Origin of the sequence: Flavobacterium panici, from assembly GCF_903819335.1 — a bacterium.
Taxonomy (GTDB): Bacteria; Bacteroidota; Bacteroidia; order Flavobacteriales; family Flavobacteriaceae; genus Flavobacterium; species Flavobacterium panici.
In genome coordinates, this window is sequence record NZ_CAIJDE010000049.1 from 195,941 (window position 1) to 209,508 (window position 13,568).

The 13,568-nt window shown below is 36.2% G+C and carries 7 protein-coding genes; all 7 read right to left on the minus strand.

Annotated elements, in window-relative coordinates; genetic code table 11:
- Positions 1 to 162: 162 nt before the first annotated feature.
- The 7 genes from FLAPXU55_RS16430 to FLAPXU55_RS16460 all read right to left on the minus strand — a co-directional run bounded on the left by FLAPXU55_RS16430 (position 163) and on the right by FLAPXU55_RS16460 (position 13,435).
- Positions 163 to 774, minus strand: a complete 612-nt coding sequence (locus tag FLAPXU55_RS16430; RefSeq protein WP_180859519.1) for an LbetaH domain-containing protein — start codon at positions 772 to 774, stop codon at positions 163 to 165.
- A gap of 377 nt (positions 775 to 1,151) precedes the next feature.
- Positions 1,152 to 3,062: a sialate O-acetylesterase gene (locus FLAPXU55_RS16435; protein WP_180859521.1), complete on the minus strand. Its 1,911-nt coding sequence runs from the start codon at positions 3,060 to 3,062 to the stop codon at positions 1,152 to 1,154.
- 237 nt (positions 3,063 to 3,299) lie between these two features.
- Positions 3,300 to 4,928, minus strand: a complete 1,629-nt coding sequence (locus FLAPXU55_RS16440; RefSeq protein WP_180859523.1) for a GH35 family beta-galactosidase — start codon at positions 4,926 to 4,928, stop codon at positions 3,300 to 3,302.
- 82 nt (positions 4,929 to 5,010) lie between these two features.
- Positions 5,011 to 7,209 carry an endo-1,4-beta-xylanase gene (locus FLAPXU55_RS16445; RefSeq protein ID WP_180859525.1) on the minus strand — a complete coding sequence of 733 codons (2,199 nt, stop codon included), beginning with the start codon at positions 7,207 to 7,209 and terminating at the stop codon, positions 5,011 to 5,013.
- Positions 7,210 to 7,221: 12 nt separating this feature from the next.
- Complete coding sequence (locus FLAPXU55_RS16450) at positions 7,222 to 8,589, minus strand: glycan-binding surface protein (RefSeq protein WP_180859527.1); 1,368 nt, start codon at positions 8,587 to 8,589, stop codon at positions 7,222 to 7,224.
- Positions 8,590 to 8,623: 34 nt separating this feature from the next.
- Positions 8,624 to 10,255, minus strand: a complete 1,632-nt coding sequence (locus FLAPXU55_RS16455; protein WP_180859529.1) for a RagB/SusD family nutrient uptake outer membrane protein — start codon at positions 10,253 to 10,255, stop codon at positions 8,624 to 8,626.
- Between the two features lie 12 nt (positions 10,256 to 10,267).
- A complete protein-coding gene (locus FLAPXU55_RS16460) occupies positions 10,268 to 13,435 on the minus strand; it encodes a SusC/RagA family TonB-linked outer membrane protein (protein WP_180859532.1) in 3,168 nt (1,055 codons plus the stop codon).
- Positions 13,436 to 13,568: the final 133 nt, after the last annotated feature.

The window sequence follows — 13,568 nt, forward strand, 5'->3', positions numbered from 1 at the left end:
TTAAATTTTGAAAATATGAAAGGCTTTAGCCGAACTTTGACGTTTGGCTAAAGCCTTTTTGATAACTGATTTTTATTCCTCCAGCTAAAGCTGGAGGCAATTAAAAAAAATATCAACACAAAGTATATCTGTAGAGACGCACAGCAGTGCGTCTACACAAAGTTATTCCTCAATTAATTGCTCAATCAACTGTAATCTTTTTACAATACTGTTTTTATCCAAAATTGTCCCCGGCGATAAAACCGCATTTGCACCAACTTTAGAATTATCACCTAACAATGACCCAAATTTATCTGAATGGGTATTGATAATGTCTTCTTTATATTTAACTGAAATGATTTTGTTTTTTCTTTCATTGTAATGATTGGCACAAATTGAACCTGCTTCAAAATTAATATTTTGACCAATCAGGCTGTTTCCTATATAATTAAAATGTGCTACTGCCGAATTATCTGAAATAAACGATTGTTTTATTTCTGAACCCGGGCCTATTTTTACAGATTTACCAAATAATATTGGGCCACGCAAATAAGCGTGCGCACCAACATAACAATTTTCTGAAATGATGATTGTGCCTTTTAAGGTTACACCTTCTTCTATTATGGCTGTTTTATGTATGGCAGTTGTTCCTTCTATTTTATAATCCGCTGAAAGTAGTTTTATTTTTTCTAAAAGTATTTTGTCCAGTTCATTGACAATATTCCATGGCGCAGTATTAATATAATCTGGAAAATAAAAATCAAAGTTTTCTATAAAATCGATTGGTTTTATCATTATTGTATTGATTTAAAAATGCATCATTTAATTTTATAAAGATAAGATTTCGAAAATTCGAATTTTAGTATTTAATAAAATAAATCTAAGATCTTGAAATGCAAAAAATGACAAAAATATCAACACAAAGTATATCTGTAGAGACGAGCAGTGCGTCTATATGCGTAAAGTGATATACGTTGTGGTTACGTTGCGTTAGACGCACTGCTGTGCGTCTCTACAGAATAAAATGGGTGCAAAAAATGATAATATCAATACAAAGTATATCCGTAGAGACGCACAGCAGTGCGTCTTATACGCAAAGTGATATACGTTAGGGTTACTTTGCGTTAGACGCACTGCTGTGCGTCTCTACAGAATAAAATGGGTGCAAAAAATTATTTACTCAAATCTGCTTCAAAAGGCGAAGCAGGCAAATTTTCTTTATTGTATAAATTGGCTTCAGCCGGATTATCTGCCCAAGCGTATCTTACTTTTACCGGGTCTGTAATTGAATCATTACTCACGATAACTTTATCGCCATCGATAACGGCTTTTGCCCAAACAAATTTTCCATCATTTCCGGCGATTGCAAATTCTTTTAATTCATTTCCGGTTTTGATTTGCAATCCGGTTCCAATATCTGAAAAACTTAGAATTAACTTGTTTCCGTCTTTTTTTATTGATTTAAAAATCGGTCCCGAAGCGACTAAATTTTTCTCGCCATAAACTTGTTTTCTTGCCTGAAGCGACAATCTTTTCCCAACATCGTATTTGTTTAAAGGATGAATATCGTTCCACTCGCCTACATCGATTATTATGGCCATTGCGGTATTTGGAACTTTTAGTGTATTCAATTGCTGCTGTCTTAAAGCTGCCCAATTACTTTCGACTGGTTCCGATTTTGTTTCCATATAATTGGCAAGCTGAACGAATAAAAAAGGTAATTTTTCCTGTTTCCATTGGGCGCGCCAATTCGCAATTAAGGTTTCCATTAAGGGAAGATATTCTGATGGCTTTTTAGTGCTTGATTCTCCCTGATACCAAAGCACGCCTTTTATAGCATAATTTTTAAGAGGCGCAATCATGGCATTATAAAGTCCGACTGGTTTTAATCTGACGAAAGTCTGTGCCGGAAGCGGTAACATTTTTACACCTAATTTGTATTTCCAGATTCCTTTTAAATCAATGGTTTGATCGCCATTAATTAACTCATAAGGTTTATCCAGTACAAAACCTCCTTTACCCGAATTACTGATAACTCTGACCGTAATTTCGTTTTTTCCTTCTTTTAAAATATTGGAATTGAAAGAGTAAATTCTTGGCGGATATTGATAGGAAGTTGTGCCAACAAAATGTCCGTTTACAAAAACCGAATCGGCATCGACTATTCTTCCTAAAATAATTTTAGCTTGATTTTCTTTTATTTTTTCCAGCGTAAATTCCTTTTTAAACCAAACCGAGCCGTTTATATTTCCGAGTTCACCGTCTGCCCAATAACCGGGAACTTTCATCGTTTTCCAATCGGAATTATCGATTTCAGCTGCCCATTTATTTTTTAGTCCGGGATCTGTTTCGTCTAGTAATTTATCCCAGTCTGAACTTACTTTATCGTCGTTTTCGTCAATTTGTTTTTCGAGACTTCCATCTTTAAACTTTAAATATTCCTGATAATAATCTGGGAATTTTTTAATGTTTTCTTCGCTGATCCATGCTTCTGCCGGAGAACCGCCTAAAGAGGAATTGATTATTCCAATCGGAATTTGGTATTTTTCATAGATTTCTAAAGCGAAAAAATAAGCAACTCCAGAGAATTTTAAAACGCTGTTTGGATTTGCTGCAATCCATTCTCCGGAAGAGAAATCGGTATTTTCTCTTTCAAAGAAATATTGGTTGGGAACTAGAAATTGTCTAATGTTTGGATTCTCCGCTTTAGCGATATAATCCTGATATTTATATTTAAGCCGTTCCATTGACAGCTGCATATTCGATTGACCGGAACAAACCCAAACGTCACCCAAAAGTATATTTTTCAGGGTGATTGTGTTGGATGCTTTTAAGGTCATTTCATATGGCCCGCCTGCTTTTTGCGATGGAAGCTGAATTAGCCATTTTCCGTCTTCGGCTGTAATGGTTTTGTATGTTTTGTGGTTGAAATCGAGTTCGATTTTTTCTTTTGGTGACGCCCAGCCCCAGATATTGACTTTTGTATCGCGCTGCAATATCATTCCGTCGCTTATTAATCTTGGTAATTTTATTTGAGCATTGGCATTGAAAACTATAAGTATTGCTAGTATTATTTTTTTCATTTGATCTTGTTTGTTTTTGCCCACTGATGACACGGATTATACTGGTTAACGCTGATTTTTTTTTGCCACAGATTATAAGGATTAACACTGATTAATTTTAAAAAATCATTTTAATCTGTGTTAATCTGTGGCTAAAAAATTTTCACGCAGATTTAGCAGATTAGGCAGATTTTTTAATATTTGAAAAAATAATTCGTGAAAATTCGTGAAATTCGTGGCAAAAAAAACAGAAAAAAACTACTCATAAATGTATAGTTTTATTTTTTGTATTTCATAATCGCCTACTGAAATTCTCAGATGCCTTCCTTGATGGGTTTGGTCTCCGTTGAAATGCCTTATGGTTCTCCAGTTTTCGTTTTCAAATTTTCCCTGATCTGTTTTTAATATTCCTGCATTTGCGGTTTTATCTTTTAATGGTTTAAAAGTCACGACAATTCCGGAACCTGAAATGTAAAATTCATTGGGTGTGATTTCTATAATTATGGCGCTTGATGTTGGCCAGGTTTCTGCTTTTGCACCTTCTGACCAATTTAGGGTATAATCGTGTTTAAAGGTAAATTCGTAGTTTCCTAGATTAATGATTTGTGTGTTATTTACTTTATCTAATAAAACTCCATCAATTTTTCCTTGGCCTTTATTAGCTTCAATAACTGGCGTTAACTGCTGCACTAAATCATAAATTTTTCCTAGTGGATCTTTTTTGGCATCGGTTACTGATTCTATGGAGAAAGGCGAAAAACCAATGGCTTCATAATGTCCTATTGCGTAAAAACCTTTAAAAGGTGCGGTTTCATCAAAACGATGTTCGGGAATAAATAACGGATCGCCTTGTCTTGTAAATAAATCATTCCATTGCTTGAATAACGGATTATAAAAATCTGGTGAAAGAAAATCTATCGCGTTTCCGGCTGCTTTCCAAACATCCATTACATGCGGCAAAGGCCCTGCGCTTGGATATTCTCCGGGTTTCTTTTCTGGAGCGTTTAAGGCTGCGTTTACAAACATCGGAATTGGATAAACTTCTTTTCCTGCTTTGGCAATTGTATTGGTGAATTTTGAAAAATACCAAGCCATGAAAATTTCATCGGTTTGAAGGCATTTTCCGAAAATTTCTTCCCAGTTTCCAATAGTTTTAAATCCGTTTTTCTTCCAGATTGCTGAGAATTCTGGAACTAGTTTTTCTTTGTTTTTCTGTAGATATTGGATGAGTTCTTTTGGAACTTCTTTTTTGAAAGCTTCATTTGCTAAAAGATGATAATCGCGTGCCGTTGGCAGCATTCCGATTTCGTTTTCGACCTGAACCATAATTACGGTTTGTTCTTTTTGGTCAAAATCTTTAATATGAGACATTAATTTTTGAAAAGCTTTTAAATCGGCTTGCAGATTTTCTTCGCTAAAAGGCGTTAGAATTTCATGGCTTTTATTTTTGTCGTCTTTTATTCTCGGATATTTTTTCTGATTCAGTTTTACCCATTCCGGTGCGTGGCTTGACATACTGTTTTTCCATGATCCAAACCAAAGAAATACTAGCTTTAGGTTTTCTTTTCTGGCTCTCAGAATCAAATCATCTACTAGCGAAAAATCAAATTTGCCTTCCTCCTTTTCTATTAATTCCCAATAAATTGGAGTTAAAACTGTGTTGAGGTTCATGTCGGTCAATTTTTCCCAAATGGGTTCCATACTTTCCATAGTGGTTGCCGAAGAATTTCCTAATTCTCCACCGCGAATAATGAAAGGTTTGTTGTTGACAATGAGCTGTGTTTTATTTCCTTTTTTTTGAAGATGCGGTATATTTTCTTGGGAATATCCGAATTGTAAAAAAGCAAAAAACAGTATAACGATTGTATTTTTTGGGAACGTAAACATCTGATTCTTTTAAAATTAAAAACAAATAATCCATAATACAAATCCTTTCAGATTCATATTATGGATTAAGACTACACTTAACTTACTTAACCAACTCTCCTGAAAAATCTTTACTTACATCTTTTCCTGCAAGACCATCAGCAGTTCCTTTATAGGCGTGTTTACGAACGTAATTTGCATCCCAAAGATTTGGTGCTTCGTCCGGAAGCCAGAATTCATGTTCTTTGGAGTTATCAGAAACTCCCCAAACTGTTATACCGTATTGCTGTGCTGCCGGAATATGTTTTTTATACATATCCACTACATATTGATACATTTCAGCTTGTGATGCTTGCTGCGCAACGGTTGGAGCATTTGTCCCTAATCGAACATCTAATTCCGAAATTTTAATCAATTTTCCTGTCGCTGCCAGTTTTTGGAACATCTGGGCAATTTTATCTTTATCTGTATTTAAACCTATGTGCATTTGTGTTCCAATTCCGTCAACTTTTCCGCCTTGGCTTTCGATATATTCTACATATTGAATCAATCCGTCGCATTTGTCTAATCTTGATTCTAAGTTATAATCGTTAATGAAAAGTTTGTCTGTTGTATTTCCGTATTGACGAGCTAATTTGAATGCTGTTACTGCATAATCTTTTCCTAGGTATTTTATCCAAGAGAAAAAATCTGCTGCGGTATCGCCTTCATTTCCTGTTCTTAATGTTCCGTCTTCTTTCATTGGTTCGTTTACTACATCCCAGGCAAAAACACTTGTTTTGTAATGTGTCATCATTTTAGAAACCCAGTCAGCCATAGCATCGCCAATGATTTTTGTTTTTTCTGCATCGGTTTTTTCGATCGTTATTGGCGCTGTTGGGCCTCCTCCAGATGATCCATCCGTTACTAAAACATTATCGATATAATAGGTTCCGGCTGCTCCACCTAAATCAAAGTTTAAACCTGTTTCGGTTCCGTTTCCGGTAAATTTCCATTCTACTAATTTCCAACTTGGCGATGTTGCCTGATCTCCCTGATAATGAGCCGTTGTTCCTGTTGTTGAACATCTTACAGAACCAGTTGCTTCAGAGCGAATCATATACGAAATGGTATATTCTTTTCCAGAAGTGAAGGTCGAAGTAAAATCAGCATGAATTTGAGTTTTCCATTGATTTGCCGCATCCGAAGTTGCGTTTACCACTTTCATAGCTCCGTTTCCTTCATATGCATCAGACGCGGCTGCTGCACTTAAAGCATCATTAGCTCCATTGTATTTTGACCATCCGCTGATACCTGCATTAAAATTACCATTGGCAACCAAATTTGTAACGGTTGCTGCGGCATCAAGATCTACAACTGCAATTGTGTTTACATCAATTAAATAGGTCACATTTGGCAGATATCCTAAATCGATATTGAATTTAAAATTGGTACTTCCGCCAACAAAATCTCCGGGAGCTAATTTAATTTTAACCTGCTGCCATGCTGATGTTGTTGCAAAAGCTTCTGTCCAAGATCCGCCTGTGCTGAACCAGTCTTTGTACGGATATTGATTTGTTAATGAAGCATTGAAAGAAATACGTCCTTTTCCGGTTACATCTGATTTAATATAGAAAGAAATCTCGTAATTATGACCGCTTACAATGGATACATCCGGAGAAGTTAATTGCAGATTATACGGTGCAGAAGATGTCGCGCTTGATTCTAATTTAATAGCCTGCGAACCTGTTGCAAGTCCTTCATTTGCTGCAATAGAAATTCCTTTTCCGGGATTGTTTCTTGCCCAGTTTGTAAATGTTCCGCTTTTTAAACCTGCTACATCTAAGGTATTGGTTCCGCTAGAACCGGGAATTACGGTTGGCGCAATTATACTGTTTAAATAACTTGCATTTTGGTTGGAATGCCAAACCAAAGTATGACCAAAAACGGTTAATCCAGCTTTTTTGGTTTCGGCAATAAAGGCATCTACTTTAGTAAAATTAATTTCACCTTTTGAGTTTACCATTGCGCCGTGTTTCATTTCATAACCTGGCGTAACCTCATCAAAGTTGTCGTTTACAATTTTGCGGTACGCTGCGTCAGTTAGGTATAAATCGGCACCAATTCCGTTTCCTAAAACAAAATCTGTGTACGTTTTAAGGTTATCGTATCGGCTTATTTTTTCTACTAATTCTAATGGAAGTTCTGCTCCTGTAACCTCGCCATGCTCAGGGTCTTTTTCCCATTCCATTAAATTATCATCACAGGATGCCAGAAGCATTAAGGATGAAGCAATTACTGGTATTATATATTTATATTTCATTTTGGTGTTTTTTTAGTTAGGAAAATCGTTGTAAACCGGGGTATCTAAGGATACTATTCTCCAGTTGTCTGTGTACACTTTTACTGAAGTTGGTTTTGAAGCAAATTCTACTTCACTTGCAGTTCCTGTAACGTCTTTTAGTTTTACATCAGAATTTTCAAAGAAAAAACCAAAGTTTTGATACGTTGCAGCTTCACGATATGCTAAAACGGTTTCAAAAGTGAACGGTTCTTTAGACCATGCATAAAATTTATTTAGCGGAATTGTAACCGTTGTCCATCCTGTGGTTTGAAAAGCAACCGATTTTCCGTCAACAATCCACGGAACATAATTATAAACAGCTCCTGTCCATTCTCCTCCATTAAAATTATTGACCATGCATATTTTTAAGAATCCTGAATCTTTCCAAGCATCCGGAACGTATACATCAAACTGTAATGCGACTTTGTCAAGCGGTGTGCTTGCCGGAATATATGGTGTTAATTGTGTTCTCCAGTTATCGACGCCGTTTCCTGCTGTCCAAACTTCTGTGCATCTGTTTTTGGCAGCATCAAAAGAAGCAATTCTTTCCGGACGGTGCGGTACATATTTGCCTTGCGAAATATTTCCTGTTCCTAAAGCAAGTGATGCTAAATCTTCGGGCTGAATCATGCTGGTTGAAGTTCCCCAATAACCGTGCTGTCCTCTTCCGTCAAAATCTAATAAAACACCTTTTTTAAAGTTGAAATAAGCCGGAGAATAAACGCCTCCGTTTGAAGTCTGAACGAATAATGAACCTCCGTTTTCTGAAACGCCATTTGGCACTGCAACTGTAAAAAATTCACCGTCTTCATCTGAAGTAATTCCTGTTGATACTTCGATATTTCCCGGGAAAACTACTTTGCTTACTTCGGTTAAACCAGTTCCAGAAACGGTAATGGTTTCTCCTGCATTAGGCATTGTGTTTGAAATGTTTGTGATGGCTGGTTTTCCTGAACGAATTTCAAATGAAAATGTGGTTTCATTATTATCGTTTACAAATCGAATCGTGTTTCTTACCGATGGATCTGCTTCTAAAATTGGGGTATCGGCAGAAACATTGATCAGCATTGAATTATCGGATACAAAAACTACATTAAAATAAGTTTGATATCCGTTGATGTAAACTCTTTTTAAGCCTGTAAAACCAGAACCTTGTATACGCAAAGCTTGTCCTAAACGTGCAAAAGTAACTTCTCTATCCGGAACGGTTGAATTTACATCTTCCAGAAAAACTTTTGATATGGTTATGGTTCCGCCTTCAGAATCGTTATTATCACAAGAAGTAAATAGCGTACTAAAGAACATTATTCCCAGCAGTGCGATGGGTGCCCAATACTTTTTATTTAAAATATATTTCATATTAATATTTTTTAGATTGTTGTTTTTCAAAATACTAGAACAAGTCTGTTATTTTTTCTTCTGTAAATTGGTACGGAACCGGATTTTCTCTCAACAATGGATTCTGAACCAGTTCTGATTCCGGATAAGGAAGAAGGAAAATTGTAGCATCGATCACGCCAATTGAACGCGGACTGCTGCTTCTTGCCGGATCTATAGATAATGTATTTGTTGCAGAATCGTAAAGAATTGGCTCAATTGTTCCACGGTTTTGTGCCGTTACGTAGTTGATAACTTCTTGCTGTTTGTAATAAGCGCGTCTCACTAAATCGTACCAATATTGTCCTTCCATAGCTAATTCAACTCTTCTTTCGTGAATAATATCAGCGTAAGTTAAAGTCGTTTTTGGATCAAGACCTGCACGAACACGAAGTTTATTTACGCCATCTAAAGCAAGTGCATCTGATGTTGAAGCGTTGTTTCCTAAAGCAGCTTCGGCATAATTTAGATAGACTTCTCCTAAACGCAGCATATAAGTATTTAAAGCGGAGTTCATACGGCTAATTTTAGAATTGTCTTTTGTAGAACCTACAACTCCTTTTTTTACCGTTAAAAATTCTTTTGCGTGATCGACTGTATAACCTCCGTTTGATTTATTGATTTCCGGATAAAAATCATCATCGCCCATCCATGTTGCTTTACGGCGAAGGTCTTTTGATTCGTATTCTTTTAAAACATCATTTGAAGCTCTTGTCCAGTAACCCCAAGCTGCATCGTCTCCTGTAATATCAGAACCTAAAGCAAAATAAGCCTGATGTGTATTAATAACTCCGTAATCTCCGTTTGGAACCCATTGCAGGGCAAACATCGATTCTGTATTGTTGTTGTTATCAACCATAAACAAATCAGCGTAGTTTGTCATTAAAGTATATGGACCTGAAGTGATTACTTTTTCGGCTGCTTTTTTAGCTAAATCTAAATATTGCTGATTTCTTGTTCCGCTGTTTGGATTGTCGCTTACTCCCGAATAGGATAAGTAAACACGAGACAACATTCCGAATGCACTGTATTTTGTTAAACGTCCGGCTTGTCCTGCAGTTTCAGGCAGATATTTTGCTGCAAATTCTAAATCGCGAATCGCAAATTCGTACACATCTTTTAATGGATTTTTGTTTACGATTGGGTTTTTAACCAATTCTCTTGGGTCTGTAGAAATAATTACATCTCCCCATAAAGAAGCTAAATACCAATATGCGGTTCCTCTCATAAAACGTGCTTCGGCGATATATTTATTTTTAACGCTTTCGTCTACTTTACTTCCGGAAATACCGATAATAACATTATTCGATTGCTGTACAACATTGTATAAAGATCCCCAAGCCGAAACTAAAGGCCCGGTTAATCCTGTTTCAGATAAATCTGTAAACGGATAAACGTAATCAGAATAAGGTGCGTACAAATTATCTGAACGTCCGTCGCCTAAACCGTAATAGAATTTATCATTAAAATCAAACCAAACTCTGTTGTAAAGCGGACCTGTTGCCGACTGAAAATCTGATTCTGATTTATAGAAATTCTCTTTTGTGATTTGATCTTCTGGTTCAACATCTAAAAGATCACTACAACTAGTCCAAACAAATGGCAATGCGATCATAAGAACCGTGTAAAATATTTTTTTTGTTTTCATAGTTTGTAAATTTTAGAAATTAACATTCAATCCAAGCGTTGTAATAATTGGCGAAGGATAACGTCCATTATCAATACCACTTAAAAGTGCATCCTGATTAATTGATCCAACTTCTGGATCGTAACCTTTGTATTTTGTAAAGGTTAAAACGTTTTGAGCGTTAGAATATATCTTAATGTTTGAGATTCCGTATTTAGAATATAATTTCTTTGGAAGATTATATCCTATCGAAATATTCTTTACTCTTACATAAGAACCATCTTCTACAAAGCGGTTGCTAAAACGGTAGTTTGAAGCTGATGATGCAGACGACGCCGCAATTCTGGTCATATAAGGATCTCCACCCACAATTTGTACATTACGATAATCGTTTGGCCCGTTTGGATCGATTAATTCTAATTGCGCATATCCTAAAGAAGATTTCAATAAATTGGTATTTTCACGAGGATTTTCTAACCAGCGTCTTTGGTAGTTTACGATATCATTTCCGTAAGAACCTGTCAGCAAAATGTTGATATCAAATCCTTGAAAAGAAAATGTGTTTCCGATACCGAAAGTAAAATCCGGAGCTGGATTTCCAATGTAATCGCGGTCTTTTTCGTTGATGATCCCGTCTTTGTTTATATCTTCAAAAATATAATCCCCAATCCAAACGCCGTTTTCACCAATCGCCATTCCTTCTGGCAAAGCTGTTGGTTTTACTACTCCGTCTTTATCTTTATAATAGAAATCTGTTGCTTTTTCAAATCGGCCAATCACTTTATAACCGTAAAACTGTCCAATTGCTTCTCCAACTGCTGTTCTGGTAACTGTTGTAACATCAGAACCTTGCTGAATGTTTTTATTTAATACGCCAGATTCTGTATTAAGAGCTAAAACTTTGCTTCTGTTCATTGAGAAAACAATATTCGATTTCCATATAAAATCGTTTCTCTCCATGTTGATGGTATTCAAACTGAATTCAAATCCTTTATTTTCAAGAGATCCAATGTTTACTGTTGGCGGTCTTGTCGCCCCTTGTCCCGTTGTTCCTACGTAAGCCGGCAATGGAAGTTCCAGCAATAAGTCGTTTGTTTTTTTGTAATATACATCGGCAACCAGTTCTACTCTGTTATTAAAAAGTCCAAGGTCTAAACCTAAGTTACTTGAATAAGTAGTTTCCCATTTAATGTCTGGATTTGCGGTATTTCCTGCCAATTGTCCTGTTCCCCAGTTTGTTGCCGAAGATCCATAAATTGAAGTATAAGCGTAGTTTGGCGCACTTTGATTACCAACTGCTCCCCAACCTAAACGCAATTTTAAATTGTTGATGGTTTTATTTTCTTTTAAGAAATTTTCGTTTGAGATTTTCCAGGCCAAAGCGGCTGACGGAAACCATCCCCAGCGATTTTCTTCAGCAAATTTTGAAGATCCGTCTCGTCTTAAAGTCGCAGTCAGTAAATATTTATCATTGAAAGAATAAAACAATCTCCCAAAGTAAGAGCTGATAGAACTTACACTGCTTGCATTTGAGTTTCTTGCTGTTGTAGCATCTCCGGCATTTAAATCTGTAGCACCGTTTGTGATGTAACCAGAACGGTATCCGTAAAGGTTTTCCCAGCTTGATTCCTGCATTTCCTGACCTAACATGGCATTAATGGTATGTGCGCCAAAAGTTTTATTGTAAGTCAATAAATTGTTCCAGCTCCAGAATGCACTGTTTGATTTTGTTCTTGTTCCTTCGCGAACATCATTTACTAATGCTCCAAAAGTATACGATGGATTAAAAGTATAATTGTTTGCAAATCCGTAATCTAATGAATATTGCGTTTTGAATTTAAGGTCTTTTGTAAAACCAATTTCAGCATACGTATTAGCTCTAATGGCGTAATTTTTATTGTGATTGTCTTTTATAGAAGCTAAACCTATTGGATTATTTTGAACGAATTCTGTAGTATCAGGTCCGTCAAAACTTCCATCGGCATTACGAACCGCAACGTTTGGCGTTTGTTTTAAAGCCGTTATAATTAAAGCATCGTCTGTTACCGTTGTAGTTTGATTGTATTGACTCAGGGCAAAGTTTACTCCCAATTTTAAAAAGCTTTTTACCTGAGAATCTACAACTCCTCTTAAATTGAAACGGTCAAATGAAGAGCCAATTGCTATACCTTCCTGGTCTAAATAACCAATTCCTAAAGAGTAAGTTGTACTTTCTGAGCCTCCTGAAGCTGATAAATTGTAACTCTGCATTAAAGCCGTGTTGAACAATTCTTTCTGCCAGTCCGTTCCTTCTCCCAATAAATCAGGGCGAATGAAGGTATTGTCACGCTGTACAATTCCTAAGTCTGAACGTGTATTTTTTAATGTTCCGTATTCTCTCAGGTTTAATAAATCCAAATGTTTCGGAATTTCCTGCCATCCTACATAACTGTCAAAGTTTAAAGTAAGATCGCCTTTTTTACCGCGTTTTGTGGTTACGATAATAACTCCGTTTGCTGCTCTCGAACCGTAAATTGCAGTTGCAGAAGCATCTTTTAAAACGTCCATCGAAACAATGTCTGACGGATTAATCATAGAAAGCGGATTCGTGTTTACAGAACTTGTTGTATTGTCGATAATTACACCATCGATTACAAAAATGGGTTCATTTGATCCGGTTAACGAACTGATACCACGAATACGAATAGAAGAACTTGCTCCCGGCGCACCGTTGTTTGCCTGTACGTTTACACCCGCCGCACGTCCTTGTAAAACCTGCTCGATAGATGTTGTTACAGATTGTGTAACTGCCTGACTGGTTACTGATGAAACAGAACCTGTTAAGTCTGATCTTTTCATGGTGCCGTAACCTACAACTACAACTTCTTTTAAGCTGCTTACATCTTCTTCAAGTGTTACATCTATTTTGCTTTTGTTGGCAACCGCAACGTCTTTTGATTTGTAACCAATAAAGCTGAAAGATAAAATTGCATTTGCGGGAACCGGGCTGATGGTATACGTTCCGTCAAAATTTGAAACCGAACTGATTTTAGTTCCTTTTACAAAAATGTTTACTCCCGGTATTGGTCCGTTACTATCAGAAACTGTTCCTGACACAGTGGTTTGTGCATTTACCGCAGCAGAAAATACCAGCATCAGGATTAAGTATCCTAAGTTTTTAAAGTATTTTGATTTGCTTTTAGTAATTAAAAGGTTAGTCATAAATAATTAGTTTAATGAGTTAATAGTATGGTTTAGTTAGTTTTTTTTATGAAATGATTCAGGAATTGTTTTCAGAATAAAAACAACTCATAATCATTATTGAAACAAATATATATAAAAAACAATAATACAC

What these genes read in the sequence shown, in the direction of transcription:
- FLAPXU55_RS16455 (WP_180859529.1), bottom strand. Translation starts at nt 10,255, where the DNA reads ATGAAAACAAAAAAAATATTTTACACGGTTCTTATGATCGCATTGCCA.
- FLAPXU55_RS16460 (WP_180859532.1), bottom strand. Translation starts at nt 13,435, where the DNA reads ATGACTAACCTTTTAATTACTAAAAGCAAATCAAAATACTTTAAAAAC.
- FLAPXU55_RS16440 (WP_180859523.1), bottom strand. Translation starts at nt 4,928, where the DNA reads ATGTTTACGTTCCCAAAAAATACAATCGTTATACTGTTTTTTGCTTTT.
- FLAPXU55_RS16450 (WP_180859527.1), bottom strand. Translation starts at nt 8,589, where the DNA reads ATGAAATATATTTTAAATAAAAAGTATTGGGCACCCATCGCACTGCTG.
- FLAPXU55_RS16430 (WP_180859519.1), bottom strand. Translation starts at nt 774, where the DNA reads ATGATAAAACCAATCGATTTTATAGAAAACTTTGATTTTTATTTTCCA.
- FLAPXU55_RS16445 (WP_180859525.1), bottom strand. Translation starts at nt 7,209, where the DNA reads ATGAAATATAAATATATAATACCAGTAATTGCTTCATCCTTAATGCTT.
- FLAPXU55_RS16435 (WP_180859521.1), bottom strand. Translation starts at nt 3,062, where the DNA reads ATGAAAAAAATAATACTAGCAATACTTATAGTTTTCAATGCCAATGCT.